The following is a 17,913-nucleotide window of genomic DNA, read 5'->3' on the forward strand; positions in this document are numbered from 1 at the left end:
TACCGCGAGCGACATTACTCAAGCAAAGTTGAGGTGCATGTCGCTCGCGGTAGCCTCAACCTCCCTCAACCTCCCTCAACCTTCTCAACCATAACCTAAACACATGAGCACCTTAACTACTACCCAAACCTTCCTCACCGAAGATTTCCTGCTGCAAAGTGAGTCAGCGCGGTTACTCTATCATGAGTATGCCCATGAGATGCCCATTATAGACTATCACAACCATTTGCCGCCACAGGAAATGGCCGAAGACAAAATTTTTGAAAACCTCAGCCAAGCCTGGTTGTACGGGGATCACTACAAGTGGCGGGCCATGCGCACCAACGGAGTAGCTGAAGGGTATTGCACCGGCGACAAATCCGATTACGAAAAATTTGAGCAGTGGGCGGCTACGGTGCCTTATACTTTGCGCAATCCGTTGTACCACTGGACCCACCTCGAACTCAAGCGTTACTTCGACGTAGACGAGTTGCTTTCACCCAGCACTGCAAGGGCCATTTATGAGGAATGTAGCGCCAAGTTGCGTACGCCGGACTATTCTGTGCGTAGCTTATTGAGCAAAATGAACGTCAAGGTGCTTTGCACCACCGATGACCCAGTCGACAACCTGGAATTCCATGGCCAGATTGCCCAAAGTGGCTTCGACGTACGGGTGCTACCTGCTTTCCGACCCGATAAGGCGATGGCAGTAGACAACCCCGAGACCTTCAACCAATACGTAGCACGGCTGGAAAAAGCCGCCGATACCTCTATTGATAACTTCAACCATTTTCTGGACGCCCTCAAAAAGCGGCACGACTTTTTTGCCAGCATGGGTGCGCAGGTATCCGATCATGGCCTGGAGCAAATTTACGCCGAGGACTACACTGAAGCGGAGATCAAAACGATTTTCACCAAAATTCGCGACGGTCATGCTTTGGAGCAAAGTGAAATTTTAAAGTTCAAATCGGCGATGCTGGTGTATTTTGGCATTTGGGATTGGGAGAAAAACTGGACCCAGCAATACCATCTGGGGGCGCTTCGCAACAACAACTCCCGAATGCTGCGCCAGTTGGGCCCGGATACAGGTTGGGATTCCATCGGCGATTTCCCTCAGGCCCGTGCTTTGTCCAAGTTTTTGGACCGGCTGGACAGCAACAATCAATTGGCCAAAACCATTTTGTACAACCTCAATCCCGGCGACAATGAACTGATGGCCACCATGACGGGCAACTTCAACGATGGTTCCATTGCCGGCAAAGTACAATTTGGATCAGGTTGGTGGTTTTTGGATCAAAAAGATGGGATGGAGCGGCAAATGAACGCACTTTCCAATATGGGTTTGCTCAGCAGGTTTGTAGGGATGTTGACCGATTCGCGTAGCTTCCTCTCCTACCCTCGCCACGAATATTTCCGCCGTATTTTGTGTAATCTTTTTGGCCAGGACATCGAAAACGGTGAACTGCCCCGCGATTATGCATGGATTGGCAAAGTGATCCAGGACATCAGCTACAACAACGCGAAAAATTACTTTGGATTCTAATGAAACGAGTTGTCACCTTTGGAGAGATTATGATGCGCCTGCATACGCCAGGCCATCAGCGTTTTTTACAGGCCCGTAGCCTGGAAGTCACTTATGGTGGCGGAGAAGCCAACGTAGCAGTAGCCCTGGCCCAATTGGGGGTGCCGAGCCGTCACGTCACCTGTTTTCCTGACAACGATTTAGGGCGCGCAGCCAGCGCTTTTTTTCGTCAACACGGTGTCGATTTTGACCGCACGGTTTACCAAAAGGACCAACGTTTGGGCTTGTACTTTTTGGAGGTGGGCGCAGGAATGCGCCCTTCGCGCATCATCTACGACCGATACGACAGCGCTTTTGCCAATATGGACCCAGCTGCTTTTAACTGGGAAGATTTACTGTCTGATGCTTGTTGGTTCCACTGGACGGGGATTACACCTGCTATTTCGGACAATGCAGCCAAAGCTTGCCTGCAAGCCCTAGAAACCGCAAGTCGCCTGGGTATACCCGTTAGTGCCGACGTAAATTACCGCCGCAACCTCTGGCAATACGGTAAAACTGTACAGGAAGTAATGCCCGCTCTGGTGGAACATTGCGATGTAATGGTGTGTACCGAAGGGGATGCCAAGGATATTTTTGGAATGGAGACCAGGGGATTTCAGGACATGGCCGAACAAATGCTGGCTCGTTTTCCGAACGCTCAAAGCATCATTGCCACCCGCCGCGACACCCTGAGTGCCAGCCACAACCGCTTGACGGGTATTGGTTTTTCCCATAAAGCGGGTTATCAGGAAACTGAAACCTACGACATCAATCCCATTGTTGACCGCATCGGTGGAGGTGATTCCTTCCTGGCGGGTTACATTTATGGTCGTTTAAATTTGTCCAACGAACTCGATGCCCTGAGCTTTGGCACGGCTGCTTCTGCATTGAAACACCTGGTGGAAGGCGATTTTGCCCAACATTCGGTTGCAGAGGTGGAGCAGATCCTGGCGGGGGATGTTTCGGGGAGATTGTTACGATAATGGTTGAAAAAGTTGAGTCATCCCGAATTTTTGAAAGCCAAAATCGGGCTAAATCTAATCGCGGAGCGATTGAATTTTGAATAGCCCCGGTCGTCCGGGGTAAATAGTAGGGCCAAATTGGTTGCAACCACGGCCGTGGTTGAACTCAATTGAGCAAAAAATTCAACCGCATCCGCGGTTGCGAAACCTTTTGCTGCTGAAATGACCCCGGACGACCGGGGCTATTCAAAATTCAACCGCTTTCGCGGTTTGTTCTCCCCAAAATTCGGGATGACTCAACCTTCCTCAACCCCTCAATAAAATAAAATGCCAAGATTTACACCTCAACAAATACTCTCCAAACTAGAGGACTCCCCCGTGGTGCCCCTCTTTTTTCACGCCGATGCCAGCCATGCCCAAAAGCTGCTGGATGCCTGCTACACAGGTGGTTTGCGCGCTTTTGAGTTCACCAATCGGGGGGCCAGTGCCCCAGCTACTTTTGCCCAATTGAGCAAACACGTGGAGGCAAACCTGCCCGATCTGGCGTTAGGAATTGGTACCATTTACCGCCCGGAAGAAGCCGAGCAGTTTTTGGAGCTTGGAGCGGATTTTATCATTCAACCCATAATTACCCCAGCAGTAGGTGAGGTATGCCAGGAACACAAAGTAGCCTGGATGCCTGGAGCGCTTACGCCCAACGAAGTGTACCTGGCGGAAAGCCTGGGGGCTACTGTAGTAAAAATTTTCCCTGGTGATGCGGTAGGCCCGGGTTACATCAAAGCCTTGAGGGGCCCAATGCCCAAGGTAAAGCTGATGGTCACAGGTGGGGTGCAGCCCAACGAGGCCAATTTGCGGGAATGGTTTGCCGCAGGCGTTAATTTTGTGGGGATTGGATCACAACTGATCAAAAAAGCAGACGAACTCGGCATCGAGGGCTTTGCTCAACATATTGCTGAATTGGTGCAGATTGTCAAAGTTATTCGCAAATAAGTCTAATTTTCAACTTTAAAACCTACATCATGAGTACAAATACAATTGGAAAATACCGGTGGACGATCTGTGCACTGCTTTTTTTTGCCACTACGGTCAATTACCTTGATCGACAGGTGCTCAGTTTATTGGCACCCAGTTTGTCTGAAACTTACGGCTGGACCAATGTAGATTATGCCAACATCACCTCGGTTTTTCAATTTGTGTACGCCATTTCGATGCTGTTCGCAGGCCGGATCATCGACCGTTTGGGCACCAAAAGTGGCTATACCTGGGCCATCATCATTTGGTCCCTTGGAGCCATTTTGCATGCCTTGGCGATTCCATTGGGGGAAGCAACTGCAGCACTATTGGGCCTGTTTGGGATCGGAGCCGTTTCGGTTTCGATTGCTGGCTTTATGATTTCCAGAGCGGTACTGGGCTTTGGCGAAGCGGGCAACTTCCCCGCAGCAATCAAGGCTACGGCAGAGTATTTCCCTAAGAAGGAACGTGCTTTTGCAACTGGCATTTTCAACTCAGGCACCAATGTTGGCGCCATTTTGGCCCCCTTGTCCGTACCCTATATTGCTGCTGCCTGGGGCTGGCAAATGGCCTTTATCCTGATTGGTGCGGTAGGCTTTTTGTGGTTGATTTTCTGGTGGATCTACTACGAAAAACCCGAGGAGCAAAAACGCCTTTCCAAAGAAGAATACGATTACATCCATAGCGACAAAGAACAGGAATCTGTAGGCGCACAAGAAAAAGTGGCTTGGATGAAATTATTGGGCTATCGCCAAACCTGGGCTTTTGCCTTTGGCAAATTTATGACCGATGGCGTATGGTGGTTCTTCCTCTTCTGGTTACCCGCCTATCTGAAAGCACAATACGACATGGAAAAAACCGAAATCGCCCTGCCTTTGACCGTTTTGTACAGCATGACGATGGTTGGTAGTATTGGTGGTGGCGCGTTTCCGATGTATTTCATCAACAAGGGCTATGCACCCTACGATGGGCGGATGCGGGCCATGTTTTTGATTGCCTTAATTCCATTGGTCGTTCTGCTGGCGCAGCCCCTGGGCGGGATCAGCTTCTGGATTCCAGTTTTGTTGATAGGCGTTGGGGCCTCCGCGCATCAGGCCTGGAGTGCAAATATTTTCACCACCGTTTCGGATATGTTCCCCAAAAAAGCGGTGGCTTCGGTAGTCGGTATTGGCGGCATGGCTGGTGGTTTGGGGGGTGTTTTTGTCTCTAAAGTAGCTGGCGCACTGTTTGACCATTACAAGGAAATTGGCCACATTCAAACTGGTTATTCGATCATGTTTGCCTTTTGTGCAGTAGCTTATGTGATTGCCTGGACGGTCATGAAAAGTTTGGTACCTAAGTATAAATTGATTACGGATTTGTAGTTAAATAAGCACAAAGTTTGGCATTTTGCGTTTTGGGTTGTAGGTTGTGAAACAAACTCAGTTTCCTACCCCCAAAACGCAAAATGTCATGACCGACCTTCTCCCACAAATTGACGATATTCGTAGTTTGGAGAATAAACTCCAGCAACAAAAAGCGCCACATCAGCGCCTGATTTTGCTGGATCGGTTATTGGCCTATTACACCTATACCAACCCCCAACGAGCCAAAACCTACCTGGCCGAACAAGGGGCACTCATCAAGTCCTACCCTAACCCGGACGTTGAATTGAATTTCCACCTCTATTCGGCCTTAGTTGAGAACCAATTGTACAACTACGGCAGCTCCCACGATCATTTCACCCAATTGCTCGATCTGGTAGAGGAATGCGGCGACGTCAAACAACAGGCTGAAGTATACATCGATTTTGCGGGAACCTGCATCAACATGCAGAACATGGACCAGGCTCTCTCTTATTTGGACAAGGCGGGCAAACTCCTGCGGGCCTTCCCCGACGAGCGACTCCGGGCACGGCATACTGCCCGCGAAGGTTTTGTACAATTGCACTTCGCCAACTATTCACGGGCCATCGAGTTGCTAATTGAGTCCGATAAAAAAATCACTGAATTTGGTAGCTACATCAACCTCAAAGACTACCATTTTCTCATTTTGATCCATACGGGTTTAGGCACCATTTACGAGCGCAACGACGATCAGGAAAAAAGTGTCGAAGCCTACCTCAAAGCTGTAGAAATTGCCGAGGCTACCGAAATGCGCAGCCGCCTCTCCTGGAATTACCTCAACGTAGGCAACGGTTTTATGGCCCTCAACAAGCTCGAAAGTGCCGAGTATTATTTTCAAAAGGCCATCGAAACCCATGAAGACGTCAACCCCTATGCCAAAGCGAGTGCCACTGCCAATGTAGGGTATTGCAAATTGAAGAACAAAGACTACGAGAGCGCCCTGAAGTTGTTCAAAAAAGCAGAAAGCCAGTTCAAGGGTATGGCGGCGGAATCCCTGGAAAATTTTGCGCTGATTGAGTCTTGGCGGGGCTTAGCGTATGGTGCACTTGGCAAAGCCGGTCAGGCGGAAAAACATTTCTCCAAGGCGCTTATTTTGGCTGATGAAGCCAATGACTTCAAACGTTTGTCCAGCATTTACAAGGATATGGCTGGTTTTTTTGCGCTATTGGGGCAGTACGAAAAAGCCTATGAACACCTCCTGGAACACAGTAAAAATGCAGAGCTGTACCAGCAGGATGTCAACGAACGCAAACGGATGGAACTAGAGGTGAAGTACGAAGCGGAAAAACAACACAAAGAAGCAGAACTGCTGCGCCTGCAGGCGGCCAAACTACAACTCAAGGCCTTACGCGCTCAGATGAACCCCCACTTTTTGTTCAATGCCCTCAATTCCATCCAAAACTATATCACCTCTAACGAGGTTACCAACGCAGCCAAATACTTGGCCCGTTTTGCCAAATTGATGCGGCAAAGTTTAGAATATTCAGATCTGGAAGTGGTGTCCCTGGAAAAGGAGATCGCTTTTTTGAGCGATTATTTGTACATCAATGAAAAACTGCGCTTTGAAGACCGACTCAGCTACAAAATCATCGTGGATGATGAAATAGAAGAAGACATCACCGGAGTGCCCACCATGATTGTACAACCTTACGTGGAAAATGCCATTGAACATGGCCTACGCAACAAGGAATCGGGGAATATCCGGGTGGATTTTTCGCTGTACAATGAAGATACCATTCTTTGTGTGGTAGAAGACGATGGCATTGGCCGCGATAAAGCCCGCCAAATGCACCTCAACGATGGGCGTTACAAAAACCACCGATCCAGAGGTACTGCCATCACCGAGCAACGTTTGCAATTGTTGTACAACTCACGCGAAAAGAAGGTCTACGTACACACCATCGACCTGCGAGATGAGGAAACAGGTGAGGCACTGGGCACCAGGGTGGAGATTAAAATTCCCATTATTGATGTGCATACGCGATGAGCTATGAGCGATCAGCTATGAGCTGTCAGCCTGGGCGTAGCCACTAGCCTGGCTGATCGCTCATAGCTGATTGCTCATAGCTGATTGCTGACCGCTGATCACTATTTAATCGTTTCCATCTTCTTCGTTACCTCTTTCAAGGAATCCTGCACATAGTGGGCTTCAAAAAATAAAGTCCCATCCTCTTCCCAACGTCGCATTGGGCCATCCATTTTGCCGTTTTTGAAGGTGATCAAAAATTGAGGTTTTCCATTGGGATAAAAAATGGTATCCCCACGTTGCTTTTTCCCCCCTTCATAGTATTGTACTTCTTTGAGTGTTCCATCCGGATAAAACAGCTCGGTACGCCCCACTTGAACGCCTTTCACAAATTGACGCTTGACCTGGACGGCTCCGGTTTTAGGGTAATATTCGAGCATTTCACCGTCTATTTTGCCCTCAATCATGGTATAGCGGCGCTTAATGCTACCATCCAAATGATTAAGGATATGCTCTTCGGGACCTTTGGTGTTATTGCAGCCAACAGTGGTCACAAGTAAAACAAAGCTCAGGAAGCCGAGTATAGTGTTTCTTTGAGACTTCATGTCATAAACCTTTGAAGGATAATGAAAAAAGGCTCTTGGTGAAGACCCAAGTTGCTTCCAACCAATGGTCAACGCCAAGAGCCTCGTGTTACAATCCTATTTACTAGCTATTATTTGTTCCAAGGCAATTTGTTCACCTTACGCGCTACGCGGTAGCCCAGGTTGACCCCTTGCTCGCAGTCCATGCGGAAGTGTACGCCTAGTGGAACCCGAGACCAGGCATTCTCCTCAGCCATTTCATAGAAAGAGCCAAAGCTGCGTGGACGGCCTTCAAAGTCGCTGCGGTTCTCATGGCAACGGTCGGTCATGGCATAATTGTAGCCAAAAACGCTGGACAATGCCTCAGCACCAGCGGCACCCATGGTAGAGTGACCAGAAGGATAAGCAGGGAATGGAGGGCTGAAACCTTTGTCGCCAGTGATTGGGTTGTCCAATGGTGGCTCCCAATTGCTGTCAATTACGCGCTTGATGTAAGATTCTGGACGCTCTACGTTGTAGTAGTACTTAGAGTGCCAGCAAGCAACAGCGGCATCATTCAGCGACAATCCTACTTTAGCATCAGACAACAAGGCAGTTTCCAGGTCTACATCCTTCGCATCGTATACTTGATTCGCAATCGCAATCCAACGTGGGCCAGGGCTGAAAGTCAGGTTTACCAAGTCATCACTCCAGAATTCACCAATCCAGATGTTTTCGTAAGGAGCATTCACCGTTTGAGCATAAACCTCCATGGCCTGGTTGAAAAATGCAGAATTAGGTGATTCGTTGTAAGCCAATGGTGGTGGGCACAGTTTGTCTGCTTCAGTGATGGCAAAAGCGCGAGCGCGGCCCCAGAATGGGAACATTGGCTGCGTTGGTCCGGGAACAGTTGGGCGCCAGTGACCAGGTTTGTTTTGGTAATCGGCCCAGTTGTAGCCTTTGAATGGATCCAAATACGCTTCGTGGCCAGTTGCATCCGTGGCAGACCAGGCCCACATGGCGTCTGCTACTGCCTGTCCATGTGCGATTGAACGCTTGTGCACGTTTTCAGAAGTCTGGGTGCGGTATTTGCTGCCCAGCGCATTCTCCAGGGTCGTGATTTTTTCAAACAAAGACTGACTAGCATTTCGGAAGAAGCGACGCATCAGGTTGGCACGCAGCGTGTTTACTACAGTTGGCCAGTGGTACTCTTCATCGGCATCCGCTACTGGCAAGGTTAAGCCGGGATACTGAGCAGCAATGGATTGGTGGTCTTCCATACCTGGAGCACAAGCTTCGTAAGAAGCCAGGCCAATGTAGGCCAGTGCACGAGGCGCCGGGCCAGGCCGGTAACCAGCAGCGTAACGCTCAATTTCGAGGAACAATTCGTTCCATTTGAAGGCCACTTCGTAGTCGTAATCCTTTACGGTTTTTTCATCCAGTACCAGGATTTTGTCGTCGTCGTCATTGTCGCAGGCAGTGAACAACACGCCCATCAAAAACAGGGCGGGTAACATTTTTTTTAGAGTAGAAAGAATACCCATGGTTAAAAAATTTGTAGTGTTAATGATGTTATGAGATTAAAAAAGATAGAGTTCTCTGGGCCTAATCTGGAACATCTTCCAAATTAGATAAATCAATGCACAGCATACCAAGGCTCGTTTCACTACAAGTAGCGCAACCGAAGCAAAGCATCAGCAAGCTTGGTGTATTAAATTTTGGTGTGTAGATTTCTCAGATCAATCGGGTGAAAAAAAATAAAAACAATCAGTAAATCATTAAACTGGGTAATATATTTTGGCTACACCACTGAATGATGTAGATTGCGAGTGATATTTGACTAGAACAGGAAACTGAACTAGCATTTTGCTTGAAACAGCAGGATATTGGATAGCTATAGATGAATTATAGCCCAAAGTGAAGTATGTAGATTAGCCTATATAAAATGTACTTCAGATAATGAAAGTACGACATTTAAATCAAAGTGAAATTGTACTTGTCTGCACTTGGACATTTAGTACAGCACAAAAATACTTGAAAAAAAATTAATGTCAAGTCTTTAGGGGAAAAAAATTCCATTTTTCTCTCATTTTAAAAAAATGATACTTTCACGAAAGATAGTTTTACTTTTATTAAAAAATGAGCACTAATCTTGTTCTACCAAAGAATTAGTGCCTTGTAAATTGATTTTTAAATTATTGTCAAAAAATGGCGACCAAGTTGCTTCTTATAAAATTCAATTTACTTTCGTGTAAAAAGCCGATGCCGCTAACTGCTTCAGTTGCCATATTTAATGCCCCTTTAGAATCTTTTCAGCTTGATACCCTTCGTATACCTGCGCTTCAGCCTCAGGAAATCCTGGTCCGCAATGAATACGTCACCCTTTGCCGCAGTGATTTGTTAACCTATTTAGGCAAACGTACGGAAAAGGCTCCTACCCTACTCGGGCACGAAATTGTAGGGCGGATAGCTGCAATGGCTGAAGATGCACCACAAAGTGACCTCTTGGGTCAGAAACTCAAGGTAGGCGATCGGGTAACCTGGGCAATATTTGCCAGCGATCCCAAATCCCCGATGGCTCAGGCGGGCTTGCCTCAAAAAGCAGACGACCTCTTTAAATATGGCCACGAAGCCATCACGCCTGAAAGCCATTTGCACGGAGGATTGAGTGAGTACATTATTTTGCGCCAGCATACGCCCATCATCAAACTTGACGAATCCATTCCACTACCTGTTGTTACGATCATCAATTGTGCAGTGGCCACCGTAGCCGGTGCGCTGCGCTTGGCGGAAAATTTGACTGATAAAAACGTACTCATCTCAGGTACAGGCATGTTGGGCATCATTGCCTGCGCCATGGCCAAAGCGAAGGGGGCAGCCAAAGTCATTGCCCTGGACATTAATCCGCAACGCCTGGAATTGACCCAGCAGTTTGGGGCTGATTATACCTTAATTCTTCCTACGGAACCTCAACAGTTGAGTGCAGTAGCAAGGGAACAGTTGGGCAATTTGCCGATCCATACCATGATCGACTTCAGCGGTGCACCTGACGCGATAGAAAATGGCCTCGAATTATTGGCTATTGGGGGTACTACCATCTGGATCGGCTCTACTTATCCACAACGCAATGTGCAGATCAATGCCGAGAAGGTAGTAAGAAAAATCCTGACCATCAAAGGATTGCACAACTACAATGGCCAGGATTTAATCAGCGCCGTAGACTTCATCCAAAAGCACCATAACCTGTATCCCTTCGAGCAATTGGTAAAGGGCGGTTTCTCCTTGGATCAGGTAGATGCGGCTTTTGAGTATGCCATCGAAAACAATCCTTTCCGGGTTGGAATCACTTTATAAAAACACCTAAGTTTCATGAATAAGATCAGCCTTGTAGTATTTGACTTGTCGGGCACCACCGTGAGCGACGACAATGCCGTAGCCAAAAGTTTATGCGAAGCCGCACTGGAATTTGGCCTCGATGTGGAACTGGAAGATTTTGAAAAAACCATTGGCACCAATAAAATCCACTTGTACCAATTCATGATCGCCAAAAGCCAGGGCGAACTGGTTTTGATCGACAACCTCGAAAAGTACCATTTCCCTCAATACCTCAACCAGGCAATGGAGATTTTTGAGCGCTACTCCGTCATCATGGTCAACTACTATCGCCAACAAGTACAAGCCATGCCGGGAGCAGAGGAAGTATTCCAGTGGTGCCACGAGCAAGGCATCAAGGTGGTAACCGATACCGGCTTTCACCGCGATGTGAACACCGCCATCATGGATGGGCTCAAGTGGGTTGAACGGGGGCTGGTGGATTTGGCACTGGATGTGGAAAGTACCGGCGGCATTGGTCGCCCTTCGCCCTATTTGATTTACAAAGCCATGATGGATTTGGGGATACAAAGCATCCATGAAGTGATCAAAATTGGCGATACCCCGGCTGATTTGTTATCGGGATACAATGCAGGTTGCAAAGGCAACATTGGTGTACTGAGTGGAGCCAACAGCCTCGAAACCCTGCAAAAATACCCGCATACCCATATTTTGCCCAGTGTACGTGAGGTACCCAACCTCATCCAAAGCGAATTCCACAAATAAGCCCTCATGAGCCTCCAACACACCCAATTGGCTAGCCCCAGCCGCGTTCAACAGTGGTTGATGCGCAACGATGGCCTGGTGTTCATCCTCTTCAGTGCTACTGCTGCATTCATCACCTATTGCAGCATGTACGCTTTTCGCAAACCCTTCACTGCGGCCACCTTTGAGGGGTTGACCCTCTGGGGAATGGATTACAAAATTGTATTGATCATTGCACAGGCCATTGGTTACACTTTGTCCAAGTTTATGGGCATCAAGTTGGTGTCGGAACTCACGGCTTCCCGACGGGTAAAAATCCTGATTTTGCTGATGGGTTTCGCCTGGCTGACCCTCTTCTTGTTTGCCATTACGCCTTATCCCTACAATTTTGTCTGGCTATTTTTTAATGGCTTGCCACTGGGGATGATTTGGGGTGTGGTGTTCAGTTTTTTGGAGGGGCGACGCTTTACGGAATTGTTGGGGGCAGCAATGGCTTCGAGTTTTATTGTTTCCTCGGGTTTTGTCAAAGCGGGTGGTAAAACCCTGATTGACAACTATGGCGTGGGCGATTTTTGGATGCCTTTTTTGACCGGGCTGCTTTTTGTGCCTTTACTCTTGTTGGGCATCTGGATGTTGCAACAAATTCCCCCGCCAAACGCAGAAGATGAACAACAACGCACCCGCCGGGTACCCATGACGAGTGCGCAGCGACGGGCATTTTTCCTCACTTTTGCGCCAGGCATCATCCTTTCCGTATTGATCTACATTGGCTTGACCATATTTAGGGACATCCGCGACAATTTTGCGGTGGAGCTGTGGGCGGCCCTGGGCTATGCCGATGCACCGGAGATTCTGGTGCTGTCCGAAATCCCTGTTGCCATTGCGGTTTTGATCATCATTGGGTCCATGGTTTTTATCCGCAACAACAAAGTTGCTTTTTTTGCCAATCAAGTGGCCATCCTGAGCGGTGGGCTGATTGTACTGGTGATGACTTTTCTTTTTGTACAAAAAGCAGTTGATCCAGCCCTGTGGATGATCGTGATGGGCTTTGGGATGTATTTGCCTTACATTGGCTTTCATACCCTGTTGTTTGAGCGCTGGATCGCCCTATTTCGTTACCAGAGCAACATCGGCTACCTTATGTACATCAGCGATGCTTTTGGGTATTTGGGCAGTATGGCGATTTTGTTGTATAAGAACTTTGGAGCGCAGCAGATCAGCTGGTTGAATTTTTTTATCACCACAGCGATTGTGATGGGGAGTGTGACGGTGCTGCTATCGGGGCTGGCTATTGGGTATTTTTGGCGGAAGGAGCGGGGTGTTGTTTCAGAGCAGCCCTGATTTGTTTTTCACCACCAACCAGCGATTATAGACGAGAAATGGATGTTGTTGAGAAAACACCCATTTCTAATGATCCACCAGTGCCATCAGCTCCGGGCGTAGCAGGTGCTGATTGAGTAAAATATTCGGAGTCACCTGCGCAAATTGTTTGGAATCCTTGCACAAATGGTAGTAATCAGTGTAGCCGAAATCCAGTGCAACGCTCAACCAATCGATCTCTGGATGCAATTCCTTGTACTGGAAGGCATGGAAGAAACGGTTGATGCGGGAATACATTTTGGGGCCGATCCCCATTCTTTCTTTAAATTTTCGCTCAAATTGCCTCGGGCTTAGATGAGCCTGATTCGCAAGCCAATCCAAGGAATACCCTTGCGGGTGCTGAAGCAAAATTTGCCCAATTTGGTCAATGCCATGTGCTTCCTTTTTGACCTTTTTGATTTGCTTCAACAAGTAAACCTCAACTCGTTCAATCATCTCTGCATAAGTAAGCGCATTGGCAATTTGGTCATTTACATTTTGCAACTCCTGCCCGATAATCGATTCCGCATCGGTAAATAGAGTGGTGAGTTCCTGGCTTGAAAACCCCAGCAAGCGGTACAATCCGCCCGGTTGAAAAATGACCATCAGCATCAGGAAATCACTCTCGGTATAGGTTTCAAAATTGAGCCTCCCCACTTGTTGGCCAAAAATGGCGTTACGGGCAACCCGAAAACTGTTGCCCGTAACCAAATCGTGAGAATGGATGAATCCCCGCGCAAAAAATGCCAACGCGTGCTCTATTCTGGCGGGATAAGGTTTGATGTTGTAAGGCGTAGGTGGAAGATTCGCCAAATGGTAGCTGCGTACCAAATGGCGCAATGGAGCACTGGGTAGTATTTCTTGGAAGGGAATCATCATGATAAAGTTATTTACATTTTTCCAGGGTTTTGATCAATTCTGCTGGATTATTTCGCATTGGGTAGTGATTTCCATTGAGCTGTAGTATTGTCCAGCCCCTTTGTTTGGCTCTTTCTGCAAAAGGGGCAAAATTCGCTTTGCTCATATCTCCATTTGGTGCCATGAGGATGTAAAAGGTAGAAATCTTTTTTACAGCAGGATTCTTCACAGACAAGGGTTCGGTGAATGTTTTTAAAGGCTGTGGCACATCAGTAGGGGGAGTAGCGCTGACCGGACCAAAGAAATAAGCCACAAAACCATCCTTTGTAAATGGCTTGGTCATTGCAGTAGCTTCGGTTTCTCCTCTTGCTGCAAATAAACTTTCGCCGTCATTCGGTACAAATGCATCGAGGTAAATCATTTTGCCGATGCGATCCGGCACTTGTTCGGCCACTCCAGTGATGACCATGCCCCCGTAACTGTGCCCCACCAGGATGACATTGTGCAAGTCTTCAAATTTGATCACATTGACAATGTCATTGACATGGGTTGTCAAATTGATGTCTGGATTGGCCAGATGCACCCGCTCGCCTAGGCCAGTCATGGTTGGACGGTAAACGACGTCTCCTTGGGATGTTAGCATGGAGTCAATTTTTTTATACTCCCAGCCGCCACCCCAGCCGCCGTGAACGAAAAGAAAGGTTCTACCTGGGGTTTTGCTTTGCCCCCAAAGTTGGGTACTGAGCAGCACCAATAGTCCTAGTTTTGCAATGGTTTTCATGATCTTGGTATTTTGATTTTCTACAAAACTATGGACTAAAGGCGCGCGGGGACAAGTAAAAAAACGACATTGTTTATTTCAAAGCACCCAGGAATTTACTACCTACTGACACGGGTCTATCCTCAATGACCGCTTTTTTAAGCCATTGGGCAAACGTTAATTGGTCGCTTCCACAGGTAGTAAAACCTGCGCCGAGTACCAAGGTGTGGGGCGTAGCGTGTTTTTTGGCGTCATACTGACAATCGGAGATGAAATAATGGTAATCCAGATCGGAATCGTCCAGCTTTTTCATCGAAACCAACATGTCTTTAGACCATTCATCGATGTAGGCATCCGTTTTACTGGATTGGTGATTGAGTGCAGCACTGAATTTTGGCAAAATCAGATCATAAAGGGTGTTGCAGTGCAAATGTTTGATGCGGGCGTTTATTGAATCTGAGCGATTGAGGAGTGCACTTTCAAAAGCATCATTGCCAATTGTAAATTGTAAAAAAGACTGGCTTTCCGCTTTCCAAACCGTATCGATGATTTCAGTCCAGCGTTTTGAAACCAATAAGGAACCATCCGATAATTGATATATTGGTTGCTTGGTATAAATCGCTGCCACCGCAGGTGCCCAAAATGCCGAAGCATAAGCACCCGCACTTTCACCTGAAACCAGAACCTTACCGGGTGTTTTAAAATTCGTGGAAATCCAGTTTAGCGCAGCCAGTACATTTTTCCGGCCATGGTGGTATACCTGAATTTTTCCCTGTTTACTTTGGTAGGTGTTGATGGTGTTTCCGATGTGCAAATCACCAGTAGTGTAAGGAATAAAAACCACGGTCCAATCTTTGAATGGATTGGCATTGTCTTGGGCGTTAAAAATCCCCGACAACAAGGCAGGAAGTACGATTGGAATATTGGGAGCATAAAAAGATTTTAGATCCCGGGGTACGCCTTCCAGTAATGCTTTCATCAAAGTACCAGGTGAGGAGCAGGTGGTATCATCCCAACAAGCCCCGCCTCCGGAGAAATGGATAATCAGATTTTGAGAGGTTCCCTGGCGGGCAAATATTCGGTATTCTGAACCATCAGAACAGGTGGTTTCCCCGCCCAACGGTACTGAATGCCATTTGTGGTCAGTGGCTTGATCCAGGGAAGAAATTGCCCCTGGTTTAGCTAAAACGATGAAATAAACGTAGAGAAAGCCTACCAGGAGAATGGCCAATACACCAAGGAAAAGCCATTTCAAGAATTTGAGTATTGTTTTCATATCGTTTGATTGTGCGACTATGTTTTTGAACTAACTGGTCAATACGCTATCCTGAAGCGTTTTCGACTTGGGATTGATCCATTGTCTCGCCGGAACTTCTAAAAAACGATACGTCAGAAAGGATACTAACAAAGTAAGTGCAATAAATACAATACAAATGATCCAAGAAGCTAAAGGGTCTGGTTTTACAGGTGCTTCCAGATTGGTGACTTGTGTGTAAATCAAAATGTTGGTGATGAGATAAAGTAAGGGTTGGTGCACCAGATAGATTGAAAAAGACCAATCACCCAAACGTTGCAAAGCCTTATTTACAAAAAGGCGGTCTATTGCCTTACTGCCATATGCGCCTGAAAGCAATAGAAAAGGGAAAAAACTGACCGTGATGACATCTGCCAGTGCAAAGTGCAGCGAAAGGAAAAGTCCAAGTGTTAAGATCAACATGGTATATCCGTTACCCAATACTTTTTTTCCCCAGTTCATTTCAAATCCACGGTACATCATCATCCCCAGCACGAACCCGAACAAACACCTCAAGAAGCCAAACTGGAAGGCAACATTCAGAGAATCTTTAGGATAACCAGCAGTAGGAGTAAGAAAGGAGAGTTCAGGCGGTAGTGTTACCAATGGGACGAAAAAAAACATAATACTAACATAGCCCGCAAAACACAGCAACACCACCAGCACCCTTCCCAGCGCATTCAATTTCATAAAAGGGCGCACCAGAAAAGGAAAAATCATGTAAGCCCACCATTCGGTACTAATAGACCAAGAAGCATGCACCCAAGAAAACCAATGGTGAAAGTTCATTGAATGAAGCAGGAGCAAGTTGGTCACAATCGAATACCCTGTATTTTCAACCTGCAAAATGGGGTTTTTGGGTATACCGAGCTGCGCAGAAATGTAGAAAAGAACAATAGTAAACAATAAAGTAGCCAGATGCAAGGGATACACTCTTGCAAAGCGAGCAATGGTGAATTTTTTGAATGTAGTGCTATTCACAGATTCTGCAAACCATTTACCGTAAACATGGCACATAATGAACCCACTGAGGATAAAGAAAAAATCAACCATTAAATACATTCGACTCAATGCCATGGAATCTTCTATTCTGATTAGCACATTAACTCCATTGCCCAAAAAGAGGTCAACATGGTAAATTACAGTCAACAAAGCGGCGATTCCCCTCAATGGGGTTAGGTTGGATAGATAGCTTGTGTTCATAAACTTGGTGTTTAATATTGAATTAAAGTGTAACCCTTCCCTCAGCTTTGATAGGGTCAGCAATGGGCGAAAATGAAAATGGGACAAACGCTGCGTCAGCAACGACAGCGCTACATGATTGAACGAAATGTCTACATTTCATGAGGAGTAGTGGTTTTAGGTAAAAAAACGAGGAGTGATGAATGATTACCCCTTTTGTCGCGTACCAAATAGCACCAATAGCCATGGTTTTATAAGATTTTTCACCATTTTGAGGTTTTGATTACATACAAAACCACGGACTAAAGGTGCATAAAAGCTAGTTGAGAAACAGTATGTTTTGATAGGAGGCGAATCGGTTCCACTTTAGTTATTTCGGACCATACTTCGCCACGAATTCCGGCGTTTGCTCATAAAATACCTCGTGGTGGTAGCGTGCATCGGTGTTTCATCTTCCATAATGGTTGTTTCAAAGATTTGGAATGGAAGAGTTATTCGCTCTACGGCTTATACACATGCACCGACATGCCTACAATCTTCCATACCCCGGCAAATTTTTCCAACATGCGCATTTCGTGCGAGTAGGATTTGCTGCCATCTTTTGCCGTAGTCACCTGATTGTGGGAGGACCAGGCCATCTCGCCTTTAACACTGATCAGGTAATTACTATTCGTAGCTGTGGCTCCACTAGCCGTAATCGGATCCGGTTTCTTCATCATTTCTGCAGACATCTCGTAATGGGTTCCATCCACATCGGTAATCAGGGCACGTGAGTAGGGCTGAATTTGCCAACAAGCCATTTGTGCTTGCAAATTGCCAGCATTCCAGGCGGCAGTTTCGGCTTCGATGACTTTTTTGATGGCGGCTTCATCTGCGCTTTGCGCAGAGGCAACGGAAACGCTCACCAGTACGAAGCTGAGCAGGAGTGAAAGGTGTTGAAATTTCATGATATTGAG

General features: G+C 47.0%; 15 protein-coding genes. 8 read left to right on the forward strand and 7 right to left on the reverse strand.

Going from position 1 to position 17,913, the window contains the following annotated elements:
* Nucleotides 1-103: 103 nt before the first annotated feature.
* The 5 genes from uxaC to SFV55_RS16880 all read left to right on the forward strand — a co-directional run bounded on the left by uxaC (nt 104) and on the right by SFV55_RS16880 (nt 6,885).
* Nucleotides 104-1,522, forward strand: coding sequence for a glucuronate isomerase (uxaC, locus tag SFV55_RS16860; protein WP_320030699.1), 1,419 nt, complete (start codon nt 104-106; stop codon nt 1,520-1,522).
* Nucleotides 1,522-2,523 (forward strand): sugar kinase, encoded by a 1,002-nt coding sequence (locus SFV55_RS16865; RefSeq protein ID WP_320030700.1) that lies wholly within the window; start codon nt 1,522-1,524, stop codon nt 2,521-2,523. Before uxaC ends, SFV55_RS16865 begins: the two co-directional genes overlap by 1 nt.
* A 306-nt stretch (nt 2,524-2,829) precedes the next feature.
* Complete coding sequence (locus SFV55_RS16870; RefSeq protein ID WP_320030701.1) at nt 2,830-3,492, forward strand: bifunctional 4-hydroxy-2-oxoglutarate aldolase/2-dehydro-3-deoxy-phosphogluconate aldolase; 663 nt, start codon at nt 2,830-2,832, stop codon at nt 3,490-3,492.
* Between the two features lie 29 nt (nt 3,493-3,521).
* On the forward strand, nt 3,522-4,877 hold the full coding sequence (locus tag SFV55_RS16875; protein WP_320030702.1) for an MFS transporter: 1,356 nt from the start codon (nt 3,522-3,524) through the stop codon (nt 4,875-4,877).
* 88 nt (nt 4,878-4,965) lie between these two features.
* Entirely contained in the window at nt 4,966-6,885 is a 1,920-nt protein-coding gene (locus SFV55_RS16880) for a histidine kinase (protein WP_320030703.1), read from the forward strand.
* Nucleotides 6,886-6,986: 101 nt separating this feature from the next.
* On the opposite strand, the gene SFV55_RS16885 is transcribed toward SFV55_RS16880, so the two are convergent.
* Together SFV55_RS16885 and SFV55_RS16890 are read right to left on the reverse strand one after the other, a co-directional pair.
* Nucleotides 6,987-7,469 carry a hypothetical protein gene (locus SFV55_RS16885; protein WP_320030704.1) on the reverse strand — a complete coding sequence of 161 codons (483 nt, stop codon included), beginning with the start codon at nt 7,467-7,469 and terminating at the stop codon, nt 6,987-6,989.
* Between the two features lie 110 nt (nt 7,470-7,579).
* The gene (locus tag SFV55_RS16890) at nt 7,580-8,971 is read right to left on the reverse strand and encodes a vanadium-dependent haloperoxidase (RefSeq protein WP_320030705.1); all 1,392 of its coding nucleotides are present in this window, start codon (nt 8,969-8,971) and stop codon (nt 7,580-7,582) included.
* 718 nt (nt 8,972-9,689) lie between these two features.
* Here SFV55_RS16890 and SFV55_RS16895 point away from each other — a divergent pair.
* Genes SFV55_RS16895 through SFV55_RS16905 form a run of 3 tightly spaced genes read left to right on the forward strand, consistent with a single transcriptional unit; the run spans nt 9,690 to nt 12,845 of the window.
* On the forward strand, nt 9,690-10,781 hold the full coding sequence (locus tag SFV55_RS16895; protein WP_320030706.1) for a zinc-binding dehydrogenase: 1,092 nt from the start codon (nt 9,690-9,692) through the stop codon (nt 10,779-10,781).
* A gap of 15 nt (nt 10,782-10,796) precedes the next feature.
* Nucleotides 10,797-11,525 carry an HAD family hydrolase gene (locus SFV55_RS16900; protein ID WP_320030707.1) on the forward strand — a complete coding sequence of 243 codons (729 nt, stop codon included), beginning with the start codon at nt 10,797-10,799 and terminating at the stop codon, nt 11,523-11,525.
* Nucleotides 11,526-11,531: 6 nt separating this feature from the next.
* Entirely contained in the window at nt 11,532-12,845 is a 1,314-nt protein-coding gene (locus tag SFV55_RS16905; protein WP_320030708.1) for a DUF5690 family protein, read from the forward strand.
* Nucleotides 12,846-12,911: 66 nt separating this feature from the next.
* Here SFV55_RS16905 and SFV55_RS16910 read toward each other — a convergent pair whose 3' ends face one another.
* The 5 genes from SFV55_RS16910 to SFV55_RS16930 all read right to left on the reverse strand — a co-directional run bounded on the left by SFV55_RS16910 (nt 12,912) and on the right by SFV55_RS16930 (nt 17,904).
* Nucleotides 12,912-13,742: an AraC family transcriptional regulator gene (locus tag SFV55_RS16910; protein ID WP_320030709.1), complete on the reverse strand. Its 831-nt coding sequence runs from the start codon at nt 13,740-13,742 to the stop codon at nt 12,912-12,914.
* A gap of 7 nt (nt 13,743-13,749) precedes the next feature.
* Nucleotides 13,750-14,502: an alpha/beta hydrolase gene (locus SFV55_RS16915; RefSeq protein ID WP_320030710.1), complete on the reverse strand. Its 753-nt coding sequence runs from the start codon at nt 14,500-14,502 to the stop codon at nt 13,750-13,752.
* A 73-nt stretch (nt 14,503-14,575) separates the two neighbouring features.
* The gene (locus SFV55_RS16920; protein ID WP_320030711.1) at nt 14,576-15,757 is read right to left on the reverse strand and encodes a pectin acetylesterase-family hydrolase; all 1,182 of its coding nucleotides are present in this window, start codon (nt 15,755-15,757) and stop codon (nt 14,576-14,578) included.
* Between the two features lie 30 nt (nt 15,758-15,787).
* Nucleotides 15,788-16,978 (reverse strand): acyltransferase, encoded by a 1,191-nt coding sequence (locus tag SFV55_RS16925; protein ID WP_320030712.1) that lies wholly within the window; start codon nt 16,976-16,978, stop codon nt 15,788-15,790.
* Between the two features lie 479 nt (nt 16,979-17,457).
* A complete protein-coding gene (locus SFV55_RS16930; RefSeq protein WP_320030713.1) occupies nt 17,458-17,904 on the reverse strand; it encodes a hypothetical protein in 447 nt (148 codons plus the stop codon).
* Nucleotides 17,905-17,913 lie beyond the last annotated feature (9 nt).

The organism is Haliscomenobacter sp. (genome assembly GCF_033763495.1).
Taxonomy (GTDB): domain Bacteria; phylum Bacteroidota; class Bacteroidia; order Chitinophagales; family Saprospiraceae; genus Haliscomenobacter.

Bases quoted from the DNA above. Each gene is read 5' to 3' on its own strand.
- SFV55_RS16920 (WP_320030711.1), bottom strand. From the start codon at position 15,757: ATGAAAACAATACTCAAATTCTTGAAATGGCTTTTCCTTGGTGTATTG.
- SFV55_RS16875 (WP_320030702.1), top strand. From the start codon at position 3,522: ATGAGTACAAATACAATTGGAAAATACCGGTGGACGATCTGTGCACTG.
- SFV55_RS16930 (WP_320030713.1), bottom strand. From the start codon at position 17,904: ATGAAATTTCAACACCTTTCACTCCTGCTCAGCTTCGTACTGGTGAGC.
- SFV55_RS16885 (WP_320030704.1), bottom strand. From the start codon at position 7,469: ATGAAGTCTCAAAGAAACACTATACTCGGCTTCCTGAGCTTTGTTTTA.
- SFV55_RS16865 (WP_320030700.1), top strand. From the start codon at position 1,522: ATGAAACGAGTTGTCACCTTTGGAGAGATTATGATGCGCCTGCATACG.
- SFV55_RS16910 (WP_320030709.1), bottom strand. From the start codon at position 13,742: ATGATGATTCCCTTCCAAGAAATACTACCCAGTGCTCCATTGCGCCAT.
- SFV55_RS16925 (WP_320030712.1), bottom strand. From the start codon at position 16,978: ATGAACACAAGCTATCTATCCAACCTAACCCCATTGAGGGGAATCGCC.
- SFV55_RS16890 (WP_320030705.1), bottom strand. From the start codon at position 8,971: ATGGGTATTCTTTCTACTCTAAAAAAAATGTTACCCGCCCTGTTTTTG.
- SFV55_RS16880 (WP_320030703.1), top strand. From the start codon at position 4,966: ATGACCGACCTTCTCCCACAAATTGACGATATTCGTAGTTTGGAGAAT.
- SFV55_RS16895 (WP_320030706.1), top strand. From the start codon at position 9,690: ATGCCGCTAACTGCTTCAGTTGCCATATTTAATGCCCCTTTAGAATCT.
- SFV55_RS16870 (WP_320030701.1), top strand. From the start codon at position 2,830: ATGCCAAGATTTACACCTCAACAAATACTCTCCAAACTAGAGGACTCC.
- SFV55_RS16915 (WP_320030710.1), bottom strand. From the start codon at position 14,502: ATGAAAACCATTGCAAAACTAGGACTATTGGTGCTGCTCAGTACCCAA.
- uxaC (WP_320030699.1), top strand. From the start codon at position 104: ATGAGCACCTTAACTACTACCCAAACCTTCCTCACCGAAGATTTCCTG.
- SFV55_RS16900 (WP_320030707.1), top strand. From the start codon at position 10,797: ATGAATAAGATCAGCCTTGTAGTATTTGACTTGTCGGGCACCACCGTG.
- SFV55_RS16905 (WP_320030708.1), top strand. From the start codon at position 11,532: ATGAGCCTCCAACACACCCAATTGGCTAGCCCCAGCCGCGTTCAACAG.